17 protein-coding genes are annotated in these 20,223 nt (G+C 67.5%); 7 read left to right on the forward strand and 10 right to left on the reverse strand.

Annotated elements, in window-relative coordinates; all coding sequences use genetic code 11:
- Nucleotides 1-151 precede the first annotated feature (151 nt).
- From tyrS to ACU5AP_RS08050, 3 genes are all read left to right on the forward strand, one after another.
- Nucleotides 152-1,432, forward strand: a complete 1,281-nt coding sequence (gene tyrS, locus ACU5AP_RS08040) for a tyrosine--tRNA ligase (protein ID WP_128720033.1) — start codon at nucleotides 152-154, stop codon at nucleotides 1,430-1,432.
- 10 nt (nucleotides 1,433-1,442) lie between these two features.
- Complete coding sequence (locus tag ACU5AP_RS08045) at nucleotides 1,443-1,910, forward strand: peroxiredoxin (protein ID WP_191001897.1); 468 nt, start codon at nucleotides 1,443-1,445, stop codon at nucleotides 1,908-1,910.
- Nucleotides 1,911-2,043: 133 nt separating this feature from the next.
- Entirely contained in the window at nucleotides 2,044-2,604 is a 561-nt protein-coding gene (locus ACU5AP_RS08050) for a bactofilin family protein (protein ID WP_088411686.1), read from the forward strand.
- Nucleotides 2,605-2,680: 76 nt separating this feature from the next.
- Here ACU5AP_RS08050 and prfB read toward each other — a convergent pair.
- The 4 genes from prfB to dapA form a co-directional block, all read right to left on the reverse strand.
- A protein-coding gene (gene prfB / locus ACU5AP_RS08055; RefSeq protein ID WP_128720031.1) for a peptide chain release factor 2 occupies nucleotides 2,681-3,794 on the reverse strand; the annotation gives its coding sequence in 2 pieces (ribosomal slippage) (nucleotides 2,681-3,724 and nucleotides 3,726-3,794; 1,113 coding nt in all).
- A 74-nt stretch (nucleotides 3,795-3,868) separates the two neighbouring features.
- The gene (locus ACU5AP_RS08060; RefSeq protein ID WP_128720030.1) at nucleotides 3,869-6,289 is read right to left on the reverse strand and encodes a penicillin-binding protein 1A; all 2,421 of its coding nucleotides are present in this window, start codon (nucleotides 6,287-6,289) and stop codon (nucleotides 3,869-3,871) included.
- 71 nt (nucleotides 6,290-6,360) lie between these two features.
- Complete coding sequence (gene smpB, locus ACU5AP_RS08065; RefSeq protein WP_128720029.1) at nucleotides 6,361-6,831, reverse strand: SsrA-binding protein SmpB; 471 nt, start codon at nucleotides 6,829-6,831, stop codon at nucleotides 6,361-6,363.
- On the reverse strand, nucleotides 6,831-7,715 hold the full coding sequence (gene dapA / locus ACU5AP_RS08070) for a 4-hydroxy-tetrahydrodipicolinate synthase (protein ID WP_128720028.1): 885 nt from the start codon (nucleotides 7,713-7,715) through the stop codon (nucleotides 6,831-6,833). The genes smpB and dapA overlap by 1 nt, the downstream gene beginning before the upstream one ends.
- A 115-nt stretch (nucleotides 7,716-7,830) precedes the next feature.
- Between dapA and ACU5AP_RS08075 the strand changes: the two genes are divergently transcribed.
- Nucleotides 7,831-9,861, forward strand: coding sequence for a lytic transglycosylase domain-containing protein (locus ACU5AP_RS08075; RefSeq protein ID WP_446681043.1), 2,031 nt, complete (start codon nucleotides 7,831-7,833; stop codon nucleotides 9,859-9,861).
- A gap of 4 nt (nucleotides 9,862-9,865) precedes the next feature.
- On the opposite strand, the gene ACU5AP_RS08080 is transcribed toward ACU5AP_RS08075, so the two are convergent.
- Genes ACU5AP_RS08080 through ACU5AP_RS08095 form a run of 4 tightly spaced genes read right to left on the reverse strand, consistent with a single transcriptional unit; the run spans nucleotide 9,866 to nucleotide 13,036 of the window.
- A complete protein-coding gene (locus ACU5AP_RS08080) occupies nucleotides 9,866-10,630 on the reverse strand; it encodes an ABC transporter ATP-binding protein (protein WP_232463971.1) in 765 nt (254 codons plus the stop codon).
- Nucleotides 10,627-11,616 (reverse strand): FecCD family ABC transporter permease, encoded by a 990-nt coding sequence (locus ACU5AP_RS08085; RefSeq protein WP_088411680.1) that lies wholly within the window; start codon nucleotides 11,614-11,616, stop codon nucleotides 10,627-10,629. The genes ACU5AP_RS08080 and ACU5AP_RS08085 overlap by 4 nt, the downstream gene beginning before the upstream one ends.
- Entirely contained in the window at nucleotides 11,613-12,407 is a 795-nt protein-coding gene (locus ACU5AP_RS08090) for an ABC transporter substrate-binding protein (protein ID WP_088411679.1), read from the reverse strand. The genes ACU5AP_RS08085 and ACU5AP_RS08090 overlap by 4 nt, the downstream gene beginning before the upstream one ends.
- Entirely contained in the window at nucleotides 12,404-13,036 is a 633-nt protein-coding gene (locus tag ACU5AP_RS08095) for a TetR/AcrR family transcriptional regulator (RefSeq protein ID WP_003164826.1), read from the reverse strand. Before ACU5AP_RS08095 ends, ACU5AP_RS08090 begins: the two co-directional genes overlap by 4 nt.
- 124 nt (nucleotides 13,037-13,160) lie before the next feature.
- Between ACU5AP_RS08095 and ACU5AP_RS08100 the strand changes: the two genes are divergently transcribed.
- From ACU5AP_RS08100 to ACU5AP_RS08110, 3 genes are read left to right on the forward strand one after another with little or no spacing between them, the layout of a single operon-like run.
- Nucleotides 13,161-14,582 carry a glycosyltransferase family 2 protein gene (locus tag ACU5AP_RS08100; protein WP_223850714.1) on the forward strand — a complete coding sequence of 474 codons (1,422 nt, stop codon included), beginning with the start codon at nucleotides 13,161-13,163 and terminating at the stop codon, nucleotides 14,580-14,582.
- A gap of 16 nt (nucleotides 14,583-14,598) precedes the next feature.
- The gene (locus tag ACU5AP_RS08105) at nucleotides 14,599-15,498 is read left to right on the forward strand and encodes a class I SAM-dependent methyltransferase (RefSeq protein WP_128720027.1); all 900 of its coding nucleotides are present in this window, start codon (nucleotides 14,599-14,601) and stop codon (nucleotides 15,496-15,498) included.
- Complete coding sequence (locus ACU5AP_RS08110; RefSeq protein ID WP_046653942.1) at nucleotides 15,495-16,307, forward strand: TrmH family RNA methyltransferase; 813 nt, start codon at nucleotides 15,495-15,497, stop codon at nucleotides 16,305-16,307. The genes ACU5AP_RS08105 and ACU5AP_RS08110 overlap by 4 nt, the downstream gene beginning before the upstream one ends.
- Here the strand turns inward: ACU5AP_RS08110 and ACU5AP_RS08115 are convergent.
- Nucleotides 16,304-17,593 carry an MFS transporter gene (locus ACU5AP_RS08115; RefSeq protein WP_446681044.1) on the reverse strand — a complete coding sequence of 430 codons (1,290 nt, stop codon included), beginning with the start codon at nucleotides 17,591-17,593 and terminating at the stop codon, nucleotides 16,304-16,306. The genes ACU5AP_RS08110 and ACU5AP_RS08115 overlap by 4 nt on opposite strands.
- A 66-nt stretch (nucleotides 17,594-17,659) precedes the next feature.
- Nucleotides 17,660-20,095 carry an ATP-dependent helicase HrpB gene (gene hrpB, locus ACU5AP_RS08120; RefSeq protein ID WP_128720025.1) on the reverse strand — a complete coding sequence of 812 codons (2,436 nt, stop codon included), beginning with the start codon at nucleotides 20,093-20,095 and terminating at the stop codon, nucleotides 17,660-17,662.
- Nucleotides 20,096-20,223: the final 128 nt, after the last annotated feature.

Raw genomic sequence — 20,223 nt, forward strand, 5'->3', positions numbered from 1 at the left:
CGTAGCTAGCGCCCATGATCGCGCAACCGGCCCTTTTCGCCGCCTATTACTACGGCCTCTACTAGAGAGCGGCCGCGATCCTTGCCGCCCTTCCCTCGGCGGCATTATTCCTCGGAAGACGGCCGCCGGTTCTGATGCTACGGACCCGACCATGACCGAGCCCACGACCCAAACCGTTTCCGAAACCGCCTTCAAGTCGGACTTCCTGCGCCTGATGAAGGCGCGCGGCTATATCCACCAGATCACCCACCCGGTCGAACTGGACGAGGCGGCGGCGTCCGGCGTGGTCACGGGCTATATCGGCTTCGACGCGACGGCGCCGTCGCTGCACGTGGGCCATCTCATCCAGATCATGCTGCTGCGCCGCCTTCAGCAGGCCGGGCACAAGCCGATCGTCCTGATGGGCGGCGGCACGACCAAGGTCGGCGATCCCTCGTTCAAGGACACCCAACGCCCTCTGCTGACCGAGGAAAAGATCGCCGAGAACATCGCCGGCATCAAAGGCGTGTTCGAGAAGTTCCTGACCTTCGGCGACGGCCCGACCGACGCCATCATGCTGGATAACGACGAGTGGCTGTCGCAACTGGGCTACCTGCAGTTCCTGCGCGACTACGGTACGCACTTCACCATCAACCGCATGCTGAGCTTCGACTCGGTCAAGCTGCGCCTGGATCGCGAGCAGCCACTGACCTTCCTCGAGTTCAACTACATGCTGATGCAGGCGACCGACTTCCTGGAGCTGAACCGTCGCTATGGCTGTTCGCTGCAGATGGGCGGCTCGGACCAGTGGGGCAACATCATCAACGGCGTTGAACTGACCCGCAAGGTGGACCACAAGGCCGCCTTCGGCCTGACCACGCCGCTGCTGTCCACCGCCTCGGGCCAGAAGATGGGCAAGACGGTCGGCGGCGCCGTATGGCTGAACGCCGACGCCCTGTCGCCGTTCGACTACTGGCAGTACTGGCGCAACACCGAGGACGGCGACGTGGGCCGCTTCATGCGCCTGTTCACCGACCTGCCTCTGGATCAGATCGAGCGCTATGAGGCGCTGGAAGGCGCCGAGATCAACGAGGCCAAGAAGGCCCTGGCCGACGCCACCACCTCCATGCTGCACGGCGTCGAGGCCGCTCAGGCCGCCCGCGCCGCTGCTGAAGCCGCCTTCGAGAAGGGTCAGCTGTCGGCCGACCTGCCGACCGTCGAACTGCCGCGTGACGAAGTGATCGGCGCCATGATCGCCGCCGTCACGACCAAGGCGGGCCTCAGCGCCTCCAACGGCGAGGCGCGCCGTCTGGCCCAGGGCGGCGGCCTTCGCCTGAACGACGAGGTCGTCAACGACGGCGCCCGCCTGATCGAAGACGCCGACCTGAACGCCGACGGCGTGCTGAAGCTCGGCGCCGGCAAGAAGAAGCTGGTGCTGGTGCGGCCGGTTTAGGGAGAGCGCTGTGACCGACATCATCGAGAATACCTCCGCCCCCGCTTTCGACCTGGCGACGGACGGCGGCGGGCGCGTGTCGCTGGACGGGCTGAAAGGCAAGAACGTCGTCCTCTACTTCTACCCCAAGGCCGACACGCCGGGCTGCACGACCGAGGGCCAGGACTTCTCGGCCCTGATTGACCGGTTCTCGGCGGCCGACGCCGTGGTGATCGGCGTGTCCCGCGACACGGTGAAGAAGCTGGACCGCTTCAAGGCCAAGCATGACCTCAAGGTGGTGCTCGGCTCAGACGAAGACGGCGGGGTCACCGAAGCCTGGGGCGTCTGGGTGCAGAAGAAGCTCTACGGCCGCGAATACATGGGCATCGAACGCGCCACCTTCCTGATCGACAGCCAGTGCGCGGTCCGCCGCGCCTGGCGGAACGTGAAGGTGAAGGGTCATGCCGAAGAGGTTTTGGCCGCCATCGAAGCGCTGTGATCGGCGAGCGGGGTTCGAAAGGCCCCGCTTGACCTCTCCGTCTCAGCCCCCCCTAAGTATTGGCAGGGATTGTATCCTCAGGGGCTGACATTGACCAAACGCCGGTCGTCCCGGCGTGACGCGGAGAGTATAGATGTTCAACAAGAACAAACCCCTCGACAACAGTACCTCGAGCGGACTGGGCATTCCGACGCCGCCCGAACCGGCCAAGCCGACCCCCGCCGCCGCCCCGATCTCCGCCGCCCCTGCCCGTGCGCCCGAGCCGGCGCGCCCCGCCGCGCGCTCGTCCAGCCTGTCCACCCTGTCGGCCGGCGTGAAGTACGAAGGCAACATCTCTGGAGCGGGCGAGCTTCAGGTCGACGGCTCGCTGAAGGGCGATATCCGCGTCGTGCGCGTGGTGATCGGCGAAGGCGGCGCGGTCGAAGGCACGGTCCACGCCGACATTCTTGAGGTGCGCGGCCGCGTCTCGGGCGCCATCGTCGCCAAGCAGGTCAAGCTGTTCGCCACCTCGCGCGTCGAGGGCGACATCACTCAGGAACAACTGTCGATCGAGCAAGGCGCCTGGTTCCAGGGCCGCTGCACCCAGGCCAAGCGCGACACGCCCGGCGCCAACATGCTGGAATCCCCTACCCCGGCCGAAAAGCCCGCACCCGCAAAGACGGACGCCAAGGTCGAGGCCAAGCCCGCCGCCTGATCGGCGCCGGCGGCCATAACGAGAAAGGGCGGCCCGCGAAGGCCGCCCTTTTTTATGCGTCGATCCGGCGGGCCGTTCAGCCCTCGCGGGTCTCGCCCACGCGGGCCGCGAGCGCAGCCCCCATGAACGGATCCAGGTCGCCGTCCAGAACGCCCTGGGTGTCCGAGGTCTCTACCTCCGTCCGCAAGTCCTTCACCATCTGATACGGCTGCAGAACATAGGAGCGGATCTGGTGGCCCCAGCCGATATCGGTCTTGGCGTCGGCCAAAGCCTGAGCCGCAGCCTCACGCTTCTGAAGCTCAAGCTCGTACAGACGCGCGCGCAGCATCTTCCAGGCCTGTTCGCGGTTCTGGTGTTGCGAACGTCCCGCCTGACAGGCAACCACGGTGTTGGTGGGAACGTGAGTCAGACGCACCGCCGAGTCGGTCTTGTTGATGTGCTGACCGCCGGCGCCCGAAGCGCGATAGGTGTCGGTGCGCACATCGGCCGGGTTGATGTCGATCTCGATCGTATCGTCCACGACCGGCGACACCCCGATGGAGGCGAAGCTGGTGTGGCGCTTGGCCGCCGCATCGTAGGGGCTGATGCGGACTAGGCGGTGAACGCCCGATTCCGACTTCAACCAGCCATAGGCGTTCGGCCCGGCGATCTGCAGGGTCGCGGACTTGATGCCCGCCTGTTCGCCCTGCTCTTCGGCCTCGATCGTGACCTCATAACCGTGGGCGCGGGCCCAGCGGCTGTACATCCGCATCAACATCCCGGCCCAGTCGTTGGACTCAGTGCCCCCGGCGCCGGAGTTGATTTCCAGATAGGCGTCGTTGCCGTCGGCCTCGCCGGACAGCAGGGCTTCGAGTTCAGCGCGGGCGGCGCGTTCCTTGATGGCCTTCAACTGCTCGCGCGCGTCCTTGAGGGTGGCTTCGTCGCCCTCCTCGTCGGCCATGTCGGCCAGCATGATCCCGTCTTCGAGACCCTGCTCCATTTCCTTGACGGCGCTGACCTGGGCTTCCAGGCGCGAGCGTTCGCGGCTGACGGCCTGGGCCTGCTCGGGATTGTCCCACAGCGTCGGATCCTCGACCCGCGCGTTCAGCTCATCGAGCTTTCTTAGAGCGACATCCCAGTCAAAGTCGCCTCCTGAGCAGAGCGACGCTCTGCTCGATGTCGGCCTTCATGGCCTCGACATCCGGTCTCATCGCAATCTCCGCGACATAGGGTGAAACGGCGCGCCTGGTGACAGGCGCGCCGGGTGGTGGGCTTACCTAGAGCGTCAGTAGAGGTCGCTCAAGTCCTCAGCAGGCTGCTTCTTGGGCGGCGGCGGCGCGACCGGCGGCGGCGCGACCGGCGCCGGGGCCTGCGACTTGGCTTCCTGCTCGCGACGAATGACGTCGTAGTAGTTCTGCGGTCCTTCCGGCGCAGCCGGACGCGGCGCCTCTTCACGCAACTGGCGCTCGGTGCCGGGACGGAAGGCTTCCTCAATGCCGTTCACGGTGCGGAAGATGGCGTTCTTCGGCTTCACGAACGGACGCGCCGGGCGTTCCTTCAAGGCGTCTTCCATGAAGTCGATGAAGATCGGCACGGCGGTCGAAGCCCCCGCCTCGCCCCCACCCAGGGAGCGGTTGTCGTCGAAGCCCACGAAGACGCCGACGACGATGTCGGCCGAAAAGCCGACGAACCAGGCCGAACGGTATTCATTGGTCGTGCCCGTCTTGCCCCCGACCCAGCGGCCCAGGCTTCGGGCGCGGGCGCCCGTGCCGCGCTGGATGACGCCCTCCAGCATGGAGCTCATCTGATAGGCGGTGATCGGGTCGATCACCTGGGTTCCGCGGTCTTGGAGGCGCGGCGATTCCTGGCCGCTGAAACCACGGCTGCAGTCGCGGCACTGGCGACGGTCGGCGCGATGGATGGTCTGACCGTTCCGATCCTGAGCCAGTTCGATCAGATAGGGATCGACCCGGCGCCCGCCGTTGACGAAGGCGGCGTAGGCGGCCGTGATGCGATACGGCGTCGTTTCACCAGCGCCCAGCGACATGGCCAGGTTCGGCGACATGTCGTCCACCACGCCCATCTTTTTGGACAGGTCGACGACATTCTTCATGCCGACCGCCTGGGCCAGACGCACGGTCATGACGTTGCGCGACAATTCCAGGCCGCGACGCAGGCTTTGCGGGCCGTAGAACTGGCGGCTGTAGTTCTGGGGCGTCCAGGCGCGACCGCCGGGGCCGCCGGGGAAGCTGATCGGCGCATCCAGAACGATCGAGGCCGGGGTGAAGTCGCCTTCCAGCGCCGCCGCATAGACGAAGGGCTTGTAGGCCGAACCGGGCTGGCGGCGGGCCTGGGTCGCGCGGTTGAAGCTGGACAGGGCGTAGGAATAGCCGCCGACCATCGCCAGGACGCGGCCCGATTGCGGCTCGATGGCGACCAGGGCGCCGTTGACGGCCGGCACCTGCTTCAAGGCGAATTGGCCGGCCTGGCGCTCGACGAAGATCAGGTCGCCGCGCTTCAACGGACGGCGCCCCGCGTTGGACCAGGTCACGTCGGCCGCGCGCAGCGTGCCCGTCTGATCGTCCTTGGCCGTGCGGACCCGGATGGTGCTTCCGCTGACGTTCTCGACTGCGGCCGCCTGCCATGAACGGCGCTCAGGCGGGGTCGTGCGCTTTTGAGCTTCGGCCTGCCAGCCTTCGGCGAAGTCCGTCGTGCCCCAGGCGCCGCGCCAGCCGTGACGACGGTCGTAGTCCTCAAGCCCGCGCATCAGGGCGTCGCGCGCCGCCGATTGCAGCTGCGGATCCAGGGTGGTGCGCAGGTAATAGCCGCCGCGGTTGACCTCTTCTTGACCGAACAGGGCGATGGCACGGCGGCGCGCTTCTTCGACGAAGAAGTCGGCGTCGGCGTATTCCGCGCGGCGCGGCGCCGAACGGGTGTTCAACGGACGGGCCAGGGCCGTCTGCAACTGCTCGTCCGACAGCCACTTGTTGTCGGCCATCTCGCCCAGCACCCAGTTCCGGCGTCCCAGCGCGGCCTCGGGGTAGCGTTTGGGGTGATAGTTCGTCGGCCCCTTGGGCAGGGCCGCTAGGAAGGCCGCTTCGTCCGGCATCAACTGATCCAGCGACTTGCCGAAATAGTTATAGGCCGCCGAGGCCACGCCATAGGAGCGATAGCCCAGGTAGATCTCGTTCAGATACAGCTCGAGGATCTGCTCCTTGCTCAGCGTCGCTTCCAGACGGCTGGAGAGGACGGCTTCCTTGAGCTTGCGGTTCAGGCTGGTCTCGCTGGTCAGCAGGACGTTCTTGGCCACCTGCTGGGTAATGGTCGAGCCGCCTTCCAGGCGACGACCGGACAGCACGTTGAAGACGTTCTTGAACATGGCCCGGCCGATGCCGGACACATCGATACCGCCGTGGCTGAAGAAGTTCTGGTCCTCGGCCGCCAGGAAGGCGTGAACGACCGTCTGCGGCACCTGGTCATAGGTGACGTAGATTCGGCGCTGATCCGAGAACTCGCCGATCAGGGTGCCGTCCTCGGCATAGACGCGCGTCGCCGTCGCCGGGCGATAGTCCGCCAGCTCGGAGGCGTCCGGCATGTCGTGCAAGACCCAGGCGGCGTAGATCGCCACCACCACACCGGCCACGGCGATGGCGCCCAGCAGGGCCACGCCCGCCATGACGAACCAGCGTTCGGCTATCTTCACCATGAACTCCGCAAGACGCGCCCCATGATCCGTCGTTTATCGCGCGTCGCGCGGCGCGCAAAGCGGAACTGCACTTATCCCTTGTCGCGCAGCAGGCGCGCCTTGTCGCGCTGCCAGTCGCGCTCAGCCGAGGCTTCGCGCTTGTCATGCAGCTTCTTGCCCTTGGCCAGGGCGATTTCCAGCTTCGCCTTGCCCACCTCGTTCAGATACAGCCGCACTGGCACGATGGTGCGACCGTCACGCTGAACGGCGCCGATCAGCTTGTCGATCTGCTTGCGGTGCAGCAGCAGCTTCCGATGGCGGCGCGGCTCATGATTGAAGCGGTTTGCCATCTTGTAGGGCGGGATGTCGGCGTTGATCAGCACCATCTCGCGCCCTTCAGGCGAGACGTAGCTTTCGGCGATATTGGCCCGACCGTCGCGCAACGCCTTGATCTCGGTGCCCAGCAGTTGGATCCCGGCTTCGATGTGGTCCTCAAGGAAATAGTCGAAGCGCGCGCGTCGGTTCTCGGCGATCGTCTTCTGCTTGGGCGCGTCTGCGGCCATCAGGCGACCCCGGCCTCGGCCAGCGCCTTGTCGATGGCGGGCTTCACGGGGTCGGCCGTCAGCGACAGCGGCAGGCGGACCTCTTCCGTGCACAGGCCCAGCTTGGCCAGGGCGTATTTGGTCGGCGACGGCGAATTGTCGAGGAACAGCGCCTTGTGCAGGCCGATCAGGCGCTCCTGCCACGAGCGGGCGGCGGCGAAGTCGCCGGCCTGGATGGCGTCATACAGGGCGACCATGGCCTCGGGCGCGACGTTCGAGGTCACGGAGATGACGCCCACGCCGCCGTGGGCAGCATAGCCCAGATAGCTGGAATCATCGCCCGAGATCAGGTCGAAAGCGCCGTCGATGTTGGCGCGCATCCAGCTGGCCCGCGCCACGTCGCCGCTTGCGTCCTTGATGCCGACGATATTCGGGTGCGCCGACAAAGCCGCCGTCGTCTCGTTCGCCAGGTCCACGCCCGTGCGGCCCGGCACATTGTACAGAAGGATCGGCAACTGCACGGCGTCGGCGACGACTTCAAAATGCGCCTGCATCCCGGCCTGCGACGGGCGATTGTAATAAGGCGTGACGACCAGAGCGCCGTCCGCGCCGACCGTCTTGGCGAAACGGGTCAGCTCGATCGCCTTGTCCGTCGCAGACGAACCCGCGCCGGCGATGACGCGGATTCGGCCGGCGGCGATCTCGACGCACTGCTCGACCACGCGCTTATGCTCGTCCAGGTGCAGGGTGGCGCTCTCGCCCGTGGTGCCCATCGGCACGACGCCGTGAACCCCAGCGGCGATCTGGCGTTCCAACAGGCGCTTGAAAGCGGCCTCGTCCACGTTTCCGTCACGAAGAGGTGTGATCAGGGCGGTGATCACGCCCTTGAACAAGGGGGCGGTCATGGGAACAACATACCTGCGCGGAGAAATGGGCGGCGTTCCGCCCGTCACTAATCGGCAAAGGGTAGGTTGCCCGCCGCTTGGCCGCAACCAAAGATGAATGAGGATCAGATATCTGATGATCGCGACGACCGTGGCCGCCGCCCTGGCGATACTGACTCCACCGGCTCAGGACGTGCTGAACAGCACGCCGACGCCCTATTCCGCCAGTCAGGGCGGGATCATCAGCAGCCAGGACGCCGCCCTGTTGCAGCAGGGGCTGACGGCCGCGCGGGCGCGCGACGTCGTGGGCACGCAGTCCATCATGGCGCGCATTTCCGATCCGACCGCGCGCAAGCTGGTCGAGTGGGCGCTGGTCGACACCTCGGACAAGCAGATGTCCTACAGCGATCTGGCGCTGGCCCAGACCGACCTGGCCAACTGGCCGCGCGGCGATTCGCGTCGGGCGGCGGGCGAGCGCGCGCTGGACATGGCGGGTCAATCGCCGGACGCCGTCCTGGCCTTCTTCAGCGGAACCGCACCGACCACGGCTCAGGGCGCCATCGCCCTGGCCGGCGCGCTGGAGCAGACGGGTCGCCGTCAGGAGGCCCAGGCCCTGATTCGCGACTGGTGGCGCACCCAGAGTTTTGAAGAAGCTCAGCAAAGCCGAATCTATGCGCGTTGGAGCGGCTGGCTGACCAGCGACGATCATGTGGCGCGGCTGGACATGTTGCTGCTGGGGCCGCACGGCCCGGCGACGCGCGCCATGGTCGCCCTGGTCCCGGCCGATCGCCAGGCTGTCGCCGACACCGTAATGGCGCTGCGCACCGCCTACGCTCCCGATGTGATCGTCAGCGGCCTGTCTCAGAGCCAAGCCAATGATCCAGCCGTGGTGCTGGAGCGGGTGCGCCTGTTGCGCTCGGCTGGACGTCAGTCCGAGGCCTTCCCTCTGTTGTCCGCCCTACCCGCTGCGCCGTCGCACGCCGACGGCCAGAACACCCTGTGGAGCGAGCGCCGCAACTACTTCCTGGACGCCCTGCAACAAGGGAACCCCCGCGCCGCCTACGCCGCCATGAACGGCCACGGCTTCCCTTCAGGCGAGCGCAAGGTCGACGCCGAATTCTTCGCCGGTTGGGTCGCCCTTACCAAGCTGAACGACCCGGCGACGGCGGCGCAGCATTTCGAAGTCCTGCGCAACGCCTCCTCGACCCCGATCACCCAGGGCCGCGCCCTGTACTGGCTGGGCCGTGCAGCCGAAGCGCGCGGCGACCGACAGGACGCCCAGCGCTGGTATCAGGCGGGCGCCGAGCACTGGCAGACCTTCTACGGTCAGCTCGCGGCGGAAAAGGCGGGCGCGACGACCCTGACTCTGCCTGGCGAGCCGTCGCCGTCGGCGGAAGACGTGAACCGCTTCGAGGGCAATGAAGTGGTGCGCGCCACCCGCATCCTAGGTCAGATTGGCGAGAAGACCCTGATGCGGGTCTTCGCCTATCATCTGGATGATACGCTGCCGTCGCCCTACGACCTGTCGCAGCTGTTCGACCTGATGCAGGGCTACGGCGACCAGTTCGGCTCGATGATGGTCGGCCGCGCGGCCAGCCAGCGCGGCTTCGTCATGCCGGAGCGCATGTATCCGATCCGCCTGCCGCAACAGGTTCCGGGCATGGCGCCGAACGAGTTCGCCCTGGCCATCACCCGTCAGGAATCCAGCTTCGATCCTCTGGTCCGCTCGCATGCCGATGCGCGGGGCATGATGCAGCTTCTGCCCGCAACGGCGCAGGGCGTAGCGCGCCGCATGGGCCGTTCATTCAGCTCCGAACAGCTGTGGGATCCGGAGGTCAACATGACCCTGGGCAGCTACCACCTGGGCGAACTGATGAACAATTTCGGCGGCTCTCCGCTGCTGGCCTCCGTCGGCTACAACGCCGGCCCGGCGCGCCCGCCGCAATGGACCGCGCGCTGCGGCGACCCGCGTCAGGCCCAGGTCGACCCCATCGACTTCATCGAATGCGCCCCCTTCACCGAGACGCGCAACTACATGATGCGGGTGATGGAGAACATGCAGGTCTATCGCGCCCGCCTGAACGGCGGCTCGGCGCCGCTGACGCCGTCAGCGGACCTGGCCCGAGGCACGCCGCCCAACACCGGCCCGCGTCCCTATCAACCCTGATCCGCTACTGGGACGACAGACGGCGGGCCGCCAGCAGCGGCCCGTCCAAGGCCTCCAGCCAAACGGCGTCGAGGTTGAAGACGGTCTTCAGCACGCGCGGCGACAGGGCCTCGGTCGGCGCGCCGTCGGCCGCCGTCCGCCCTTGATCCAGCACCACGATCCGATCGGCGAAGCGCGCGGCCAGCGTCAGGTCATGCAAGCTGACCAGGACGCCATGCCCGGCGCCTGCGCGCGCCCGCAGCCGTTCAAGCACCAGAAGCTGAGCGTCAGGGTCTAGACCGGCGATCGGCTCGTCCGCGACCAGCAAGGGAGCGGAAACCGTCAGGGCGCGGGCCAGCAGAACGCGCGCCCGCTCGCCGCCCGACATCTCGGCCACGCCGCGATCCGCCAGATGACCGACGCCCACCTCGTTCAGCGCGGCGCGCGCACGGTCCAGCGCGGCGGCGCCCGCCAGGAAGGGCGCGCCCAGCGCCGCCAGCTCGACCGCCGGCAGGTTCCAAGCGATGGAGCGGTCCTGCGGCAGATAGGCAGCGCGTTCGCCGCGTTGGCGTTCAGTCAGACGCCGCGCCTCATCGCCGCCCAGGCGCGCAGCGCCTTGCGTCAGCGACGTCAGCCCCAAGGCGGCGCGCACCGCCGTCGACTTGCCCGCCCCGTTCGGCCCGCACAGGGCGACCACCTCGCCCGGCCGCACCGACAGGGACGCGCCTTTCAGCACATCAACCCCGCCGACGCGGACGTGTGCGTTCTCTAGCTCCAGCAGAAAGCTCACAGTCGCCACTCCCGCGCCGCGCGCCAGGCGATCAGGGCGAACAAAGGCGCGCCGACCAGGGCGGTAAAAACTCCCAGCTTCAACTCCTGATCCGTCGGCAGCATACGCGCCGCCAGATCAGCGGCGACCAACATCAAACCGCCAGCGAGGGCTGACGGCAGAAGCAGTCGCCCCGGATCGCCGCGCACCGCCGCCCGCACCAGATGCGGCGCCGCCAGACCGACGAAGCCGATGACGCCGGCCACAGCCACCGCCGCGCCCGCCGCCACGGCGGCAGCCGCCAGCGCCAGCACGCGCATCCGTCCCATCGACAGGCCAGACGCCCGCGCCGCCTCCTCGCCCAGGGTCAGGATCCGCAGGCCCGGCGACGCGCCTCGCGCCAGCAGGCCGGCGATCAGCACGGCGGGCGCCACCCAGGCGACATCGATCCAACTGCGGTTCTCGACCGAGCCCAACAGCCAGTTCATCACCTCCGCCGAGGCGATCGGCGACGGCGACAGGTTGAAGATCAAGGCGGTCAACGCGCCCGCGAAACTGGACAGAGCTACGCCGAACAGGATCAGCGCCTCGGGCGTCCGCACCCGAGCGGCCAGGGCGATCAACAGCCCGCCGCCGACCGTCGCGCCGAACAGAGCCGAAACTTCCACCGCGCCGGGGATCGCCGCTAGACCCAGCACGATGGCCGTCGCGGCGGCCAGGGCCGCAGTCGCGGACACGCCCAGCACGCCCGGTTCGGCCAGCGGGTTGCGCAACAGCCCCTGCATCACCGCCCCCGCCAGCCCCAGAGCTGCGCCGACGAACAGGGCGCAGACCGCGCGGGGGGCGCGCACGAGCCAGAGCACCTCGCCAGGTCCGGAGCCCGGAGCGCCCAAGGCCATCATATAATCGGCGGTGTTGAAACGGGTCTCGCCCAGCGTCACCGCCAGTGCGATCGCCAACGCGATCGCCGTCGCCAGGCCGATATTCAGCGTCGAAGTCTTGCTCATGACGCCTGCTCGGCCAACTGCGCGGCGGCGTCAGCTGCGAACCAAGCCGGGCACGTCAGCGTCGCGCCGGGCAGTTCAGCCGCCGTCCGCCCTCGCATGGCGCGCTGCATCACCGGATGCCGCCCCGCTCCGCGCCAATCCGAACGCGCCAGGTCGAAGAAGCCCTTCACGTACAGGGCGGGCGGCGTCAGAAGCACCCTTTCCAGACCCAGAGGTTGATAGCCCGGCCGTTCAACTGCATTGCGAAACCCAGCCGCGCGCAGGACAGCGTCCATCAAGGAGCCCGGCCCGGAAGTGAAGCCGCTGGCCGTGACATAGACGGCCTTGCGCCCTCGGCCTGCGCTTTCGGCCTTGGCCAACTGCGCCCCCATGCGCTGCACCAAAGCCTTGCCTCGCTCAGGGCGGCCGAGAGCCTGAGCTACGGCATGAATGTTGGCGCGAACCCCATCCATGTCCGTGGCGTCGGATATCGTAACCGTGCGGACGCCATCGCGCTCCAAAGCGGCCAGAAGGCGGGCGTCGCCGCCCCAGTAGCGCACCGCCACATCGGGTCGAAAGCCGACAGCGGCCTCCAACGTCGGCCGCACTCGCCGATGGCCCTGGACGTCAGCGCGCAGCCAGGAATCGGGATCATCCGCTCTCGGAGACAGACCCAGCTCAGCGTCAGGGGCAAGGGCGAGGACAAACTGATCGGCGCACTGATCCAGCGCCATGACCCGCAAGGGCTCGGCCGCCGCGACGCTGCTCCAACACGCCATCACCGAAACGACGGCCGCGATCGCGACCTTCACGAGGCGGTCAATCCCGCGAACAAGGCGTCCATCTGGGTGCGGACCAAGGTCTCACGATCCGCCCAATCGAAATAAGGCTTGGTCGTCATGATCGAGACCAGCCCATGGGCGCTGGCCCAGATGACTTGCGCCAGCGTGCGCGGATCGCCTCGCAGCGCGCCCTGATCGACAGCCTCCTCGACCACGCTGACAAAGGCGCGGAACAGGTCGGCCCCGCTCTGTTGCGCCACGGTCTCGGCGCCGTGGCGCGTATGGACCTGCGGAGTCAGATAAGCCAGGCGATAGGCGTTGGGATTGGCGAATCCGAACGCCATATAGTTCTCGACGATCCGCCGCAGCCGCGCCAAGGGAGGCGCATCCTCCGCCAAAGTCCGTCGGTGTTGCTCGGCCAGGGTGTCGAAGGCGTTGCGACAGATCTCGTTGAGAATCTCGCCCTTGTCCGCGAAGTGCATATAGAGGGCGGTCGACGACAGGCCCACCTCATCCGCGATCTTGCGAATGGTGGCGCCTTCATAGCCGCGCTCGACGAAGATACCTTCCGCCGCCGCCAGGATTTCTGCACGGCGCTCGTGCCCTTCACCCTTGGGTTTTCGTGTCGAACGCGACGATGCGGCAGATGCGAGCGACACTCGAATGCTCCCCAAGCTGAACTCCCGTGTGTGGCCAGTGATAACCGCAAAAGTCGGCTCCGGCCAAATATATTGCTTTACAGAAATGTCAGTATAACGTCGGTCTCTGGGCAGGAGGGCGACGATGCGAAGGGGAACGACCGCCCAGGCGGACGACGATGCTCTGAAGTCTGCGCGGACCACGCTGACAACCCGTCAGACGCTGGGTCTCACCCTCATTCTCACCGGCGTTTTGGGCGCCACGGCCATGGCCCCGCTGTCGGGGTCGGTCGTACTTCTGAGCTTGCAGATCGGCTTCATGAGCTTGGCCGCATGGAGGGTGTTCCTGCTCTGGAACAGCCGTGTCCAGCCCTTGTCTGACACGCCGCAAATTTGCGCGGACCCGTCATGTTCATGGCCTCGCTACACCGTTGTGGCGGCCTTGTATCAGGAGACGGCCGTCCTGCCGCAACTGATCGAGCGGCTGACCGACATCGACTATCCGAGCGATCGTCTCGAAGGCTTTCTCGCGCTTGAGGCGGATGACGTCGCGACGATCAAGGCTGCATTGGACCTGCCCAGACCTGACTGGCTTCAGGTGTTGATCGTACCGCCCGGCGCGCCCAAGACCAAGCCCCGCGCCCTGAACTACGCTCTGGCGCGCTGTAGCGGCGACCTGATCACCATCTATGATGCAGAAGACGATCCCGACCCGCTGCAACTGCGCGAGGCCGCGACGCGCTTCATCCATGAAGGCGACAGCCTGGCCTGCCTTCAGGCGCCGTTACGCATCCGCTGCAGGAACAAGGCCAGCGCCAGCCCCTTTCTCGACCGACAGTTCGCGGCCGAATACGCCGCCCTGTTTGAGGTCACCCTACCGGCCATGAGTCGTCTGGCCCTGCCCTTTCCTCTCGGCGGAACCAGCAACCACTTCCGCGTGCCCGTCTTGCGGGCGCTGGGAGGCTGGGACGCCTGGAACGTCACCGAGGACGCCGATCTGGGCTTTCGCATCTGGCGCGCCGGCTATCGGCTCGGCGTCATCCAGAGGCCGACCTACGAACCGCCGCCCGGCCCCTTGCCGCTGTGGCTGCCCCAACGCACACGCTGGCTGAAGGGGTATCTGCAAACCCTGGCGGTCCATACGCGTTACAGTGAGGGGATGGGCTGGCGAGGTTGGACGGCGCTGGCCGCCACCGTCGGCGCCGGAGTGGCGTCAGCCGCTATTCACGCCGTCTGCGCCGCCTGGATGTTCAGTCTGGCTCTAACCTCTATCGTCGCCGGGCGCCTTCCTCACTTTTCGCCGCTGGGCAGCATCGTTCTGGTCTCCGGCGTCATCGCCGCCTGGCTGCTGAAGCACCGGGGCGTCCGACAGGCAGGCGGTTCCTATGGCCTGGGCGACATGCTGGCGTCCCTCGCCTACTGGTGCCTGCTCAGCCTGGCGTTCGCCCATGCCGTGATCCGACTGATCTTTGAACCGCATCACTGGGACAAGACCCCGCATCAGGCTGAACCCGAACCTGATATCGCCATGATCGACGGTGCTGACGCTGGACGAGCGGCCGCCTGAGCGCCTATCAGCGCGCATGGCTCCGGTTCTCTCATCCTCGCCCGAAACCCTCGTCACGCGCGGGTGGTCGGACTACGCCCTTCTGGACAGCGGCGACGGCCGCAAGCTCGAGCGCTACGGTCGCTACACCGTCGTACGGCCCGAGCCGCAGTGCTTCTGGAAGGCGCATGACGAGAACGCCTTCGAGCGTGCCAACGCCATGTTCGACCCGCAACAGGAGGAAGAGGATTCCGGCCGCTGGCGCTTCGACGCCCACGGCCCGATCGACGCCTTCCCTCTGCAATGGCGCCACGTGCGTTTCATGGGACGGTTCACCCCGTTCCGCCATCTGGCCTTCTTCCCCGAGCAGGCGGCCAACTGGGAATGGCTGGACGCGCGCGTCCGCACCCTGCAGCAACCCAAGATCCTGAACCTGTTCGGCTACACCGGCGTGGCCAGCCTGGCCTGTTCGGCGGCGGGCGCCCACGTCACCCACGTCGACGCCTCCAAGAAGTCGGTCGCCTACGCCCGCGAGAACGCCGAACTGTCAGGCCTGGCCGACCGCCCGATCCGCTGGATCGTCGAGGACGCCCGCAAGTTCGTGGCGCGTGAAGTCCGTCGCGGCAGCAAGTATGACGGCATCATCCTGGACCCGCCGAAATACGGTCGCGGCGCCAACGGCGAGGTCTGGCGCCTGTTCGAGGACATGCCGGGGCTGCTGAAAGACTGCGCCGCCCTGCTGTCAGACGACGCATCCTTCCTGTTGCTGAACGCCTATGCCGCGCGGATTTCCGGCCTGTCGCTGGCGCACATGATGGCCGAGGCGACCCATGATCGCGGCGGCCGTATCGACTGGGGCGAGTTGGCCCTGTCCGAAGACGGCAAGGACGCCCGCGCCATCGGCCTCAGCTTCTTCGCCCGATGGAGCGCCCGATGACCGAACGCCTCATCACCTCTCTGACCAATGACACGATCAAGGCCGTGCGCGCCCTGCACATGCGCAAGGAGCGCGAGGCGACCGGCCGCTTCCTGGCCGAAGGGCTGAAATTCATCGGTGAAGCGCTGGATCAGGGCCGCGCGCCGGTCATGTTGCTGGTCGGCCAGGACGCCCGCCCGCATCCGTTGCTGGACCGCGCCAAGGCCGAAACGCTGAAGGCCGGCGGCCAGATCATCGTCGTCACTCACGCCATCCTCGAAAAGATCAGCCGTCGCGACAATCCGCAGACGGTGCTGGGCGTGTTCGAACAGGTCTATACCCCGCTGGACGCCATCCAGCCTGACGCCAAGCCCTGCTGGGTGGCGCTGGAGCAGGTGCGCGATCCGGGCAATCTGGGCACCATCATCCGCACCGCGGACTCGGCCGGGTGCGGCGGGGTCATCCTGATCGGCGATTGCGTCGATCCCTTCTCGGTCGAGGCGGTGCGCGCGACCATGGGCTCGGTCTTCGCCGTGACCATCAGCAAGGCCTCGCGCGAAGAGTTCCTGGCCTGGCGCGCCCAATGGCCGGGCAGCGTGATCGGCACCCGCCTGGACGCGACGCATGGCTATCGCGACAGCCCTGTGCGCCATCCCGCCATCATTATGATGGGCAATGAACAGGCGGGCCTGACCGACGAACTGGCCGCCGCCTGCGATCTGAACGTCAAGATTCCGATGCGCGGCCGGGCGGACAGCCTGAACCTGGCCGTCGCGACGGGTGTCATGGTCTATGCCGTGACGGACGCGGCCTACGGCTCCAGCCTCTAGGCCTCGCCTTCGGTCTTGATGCGACCCATGCCGATCAGGGCCAGAACCGTCAGCACGGCCGCCACCGTCAGATAGGAGCCGACGGCGTGAAGGCCGTAGTGACCCGCCAACCAGGTCGCGGCATAGGGCGCCAGCGAGGCGCCGAGGATGCCCGCCAGATTGAAGGTCATGGACGCGCCGGTGTATCGCACGCTCGTCGGAAACGGTCTCGCCAACGCAGCGCCCAGCGGTCCGTAGGTGCAGCCCATCAAGCTGAAGCCGATGATGAAGAAGGCGACCACGCCCGCCTTGCCTCCGCCGCCGAACAAGGGCGCCAGGATCAGACCGAACAGGGCGATGGCGACGGTGGTTACGAGCAGGGTCCGCCCCTGCCCCCATTTGTCCGCCGCCAAGGCCGCCAACGGAATGAACAGGCCGAAGAAGCAGACGCCCAGCAACTGGATCGGCAGGAACTGCTCGCGCGTGTAGCCCATGCTGGTCGTGCCCCAGCCCAGGGCGAAGACCGTCATCAGATAGAACAGGACGAATGTCGCCAGCCCCGCCAGGGTTCCGGTCAGCAGGGCGAACTTGTGGTGCGTCACAAGCGTCAGTGCGGGCGCCTGGACCCGTTCGGCGCGGTCGATGGCGCGTTTGAACTCGGGCGTTTCGGTGATCTTCAGCCGCATCCACAGCCCGACGACGACCAGCAGGGCGCTGGCGATGAAGGGAACGCGCCACCCCCAGGCCATAAACTGGCTCTCGCTCATCACCTGGCTGAGGATGATGAAGGACAGGGTCGACAGGATGAAGCCGATCGGCGCGCCCAGCTGCGGGAACATGCCGAACCAGGCCTTCTTGCCCGGCGGGGCGTTCTCGGTCGCCAACAGCACCGCCCCGCCCCACTCGCCGCCCAGCCCCAGTCCCTGGCCGAACCGGCAAAGGGCCAGCAACAGGGGCGCGATTACTCCGACCGAATGCCAGGTCGGCAGCAAGCCGATGGCGATGGTCGACAGGCCCATGGTCATCAGCGCCGCCACCAGGGTCGCCTTACGACCCACTCGGTCGCCAAAGTGGCCGAAAACGACCGCTCCGATCGGGCGCGCGAAAAAGGCGATAGAGAAGGTCGCGAACGAGGCCAGCATGGCCGTCATCCGATCCCCGCCAGGGAAGAACAGGTCTGGAAAAACCAGCACCGCCGCCGTGGCGTAGATGTAGAAGTCGTAGAACTCGATCGTCGTGCCGATCAGGCTGGCGAACAGAACGCGCCGCTTGGAGGCGGAAGGCGGTGAAACGGCGGCGTCGGTCACGCGAAATCCTTACGGTTGACGCACGATCTTTGCGGCGCGCCGCTGTCAGGCGTCAAGCGGACAGGATCAGGTTCCGCGCGGCTTGGCCCGATTGGTCGGCGCCGCATTGGCCGGGTCTTCCGGCCAGGGGTGGCGCGGATAGCGGCCCCGCATCTCGCTGCGGACCGCAGCCCATGAACCAGACCAGAATCCCGGCAAGTCCTTCGTCACCTGCACCGGCCTTCGTGCGGGCGACAGCAGGCTAAGCGTCAGAGGGATGCGGCCGCCGCCCACCGTCGGATGGGTCTTCACCCCGAACAGTTCCTGCACGCGGATTTCGACGCGCGGCCCGCCCTCGGCGGCATAGTCGACGCCCGCGCTGCCGAGCGGCGTGGTCAGGCGCGTCGGCGCCAGCTCGTCCAACCTGCGCTGCAAGTCCCAAGGGATCAGGCCGCGCAAGGCCTCGGCCAGCCTGCCGTCGCCGATGTCGGCCAGCGACCGCGCCCCATCCAGCAACGGCCACAGCCAGTCCTCTCGCGCCGCCAGCAAGCCTTCATCCGACACGTCGGGCCAAGCCTCGTCCAGCCCACGCAGGAAGGCCAGGCGCGCCCGAAGCGCCCCTGCCTGCTCGCCCCATTTCAGCGCGCCCAGGCCCCCAGCCTCGATCTCCGATTTCAGCGCCGCCGTCATGGCCGCTCGGTCCGGCGCGCCGACGACCTTTTCATCCAGCACAAGGGCGCCGATGCGACGGATACGGCGGATCACCGGCTTGCCCGAAGGCTCGCGCGCCAGCCTGTCCTCGACCTCGATCAGATGCGCCAGATCGCTTTCAAGCGTCGAGGCGTCCAGCCCCGCCGCCAGACGGATGCGGTCGCGGGCGTCGCCGCCTCCCAGCTCAGCCACGGCCAGCCAAGGTTCGCGGGCCAGATGGTCCGTCGGCTCGATGAAGGCGCCGCGCCCCGAGGCCAGCAGCACCTCGCCCGGCTTGCCCTTGGCGCGCGCGATGCGTTCAGGGAAGGCTTCGGCCAGCAGCAAACCTGCATCTGCCTCTCCGTCTCGACCGCCGCCTGCCGCCCGCGCCCAGCGCTCGGCCAGCTTCATCGCATCGCGGCCGCGCGGCGAGCGATCTCGCTCAAACCCCTTCAGGCGATCGTGCAGATCGACGCCGTTCCCGCCCAGCCCCGGTTCGCTGAGCACGGCCGCGATCTTCCCCCCGCCTAGAGCGTCGCCCTGATCCGAGGCGACCGCGACCATATGCGCCAGCCGCGGCGCCAGCGGAATGCGGGTCAACCGCCGTCCGTGCGGCGTCAGATCGCCCTTGGCGTCCAACGCACCGAGACGGGCCAACACCCTGCGCGCCTCGGCCATGGCCCCGGCAGGGGGCGGGTCCAGCAGGGCCAGCCCTTCGACCGATTTCGCACCCCACCGCGCCAGATCGAGGGCGAAGGCGGTGAGGTCCGCCTCCTGAATCTCGGGCCGCTGGTGGGCGACCAGGCCGCGCGTCTGCTCCTGGTCCCACAGGCGATAGCAAACGCCGGGTTCGACCCGGCCCGCGCGGCCCCGGCGCTGCTCAGCCGACGACTTGCTGACCTTGACCGTAGCCAGTCGCGTCAGGCCGCTGGACGGATCGAATCGCGGCACGCGCGACAGACCCCCATCGATGACCACGCGCACGCCCTCAATGGTCAGACTCGTCTCGGCCACCGAGGTCGCCAGCACCACCTTGCGGCGGCCGGGCGCCGCAGGCTCGATGGCGCGGTCCTGCTCGCCCTTGTCCAGTGCGCCATAGAGGGCGACGACATCGACGGTCGGATCGCGCAGACGATCATTCAGCCGTTGAACGACCCGGTGGATTTCGCCCTGCCCCGGCAGGAACGCCAGGATGGAGCCGGTCTCATCGTGCAAGGCCTGGATCACGGCCTTGGCCATGGCGTCCTCGAGCCGCTCGACCGGGTTTCGGCCCAGGTAGCGGGTCTCGACCGGGAACATCCGCCCCTCGGCCTCGATGACGGGCGCGTCTTCCAGCAGGCGCGACACGCCCACGATGTCCAGCGTGGCCGACATGACCAGCAGGCGCAGGTCGTCGCGCAACACCGACTGGCTCTCGCGCGCCAGGGCGAGGCCCAGGTCGGCATCCAGGCTGCGTTCGTGGAATTCGTCGAACAGAACGGCGCCCACGCCTTCCAGCGCAGGGTCGTCGAGAATCATCCGCGTGAAGACGCCCTCGGTGACCACCTCGATTCGGGTTTCCGAGCCGATCCGACTCTGCAGGCGGGTGCGATATCCGACGGTTCCGCCAGCCTTCTGACCCAGAGAGGCGGCCATGCGGTCGGCTGCGGCGCGCGCGGCCAGTCGTCGCGGCTCCAGCACCAAGACCTTGCCTTCGCCTAGCCACGGCTGATCCAGCAAGGCCAAGGGCACGACCGTGGTCTTGCCCGCGCCCGGCGGCGCGGCCAGGACGACGGCGTGGGTCTGGGCCAGGGCCGCCTTCAGCGGCTCAAGAACGGCGTGAATCGGCAACATTACCGGCCTGTAGCGCCTTCGACGGGGTTCACGAAAGCGTCGTCGACGCGTCATCCTTCGTAAACCGCGTTGCGCCTGAGCGTTCAGATGGCTAGCGTCCCCGCCCAAGAAGGCGACCCGGGAGGGGT

This window comes from Brevundimonas sp. RM1 (assembly GCF_052907225.1).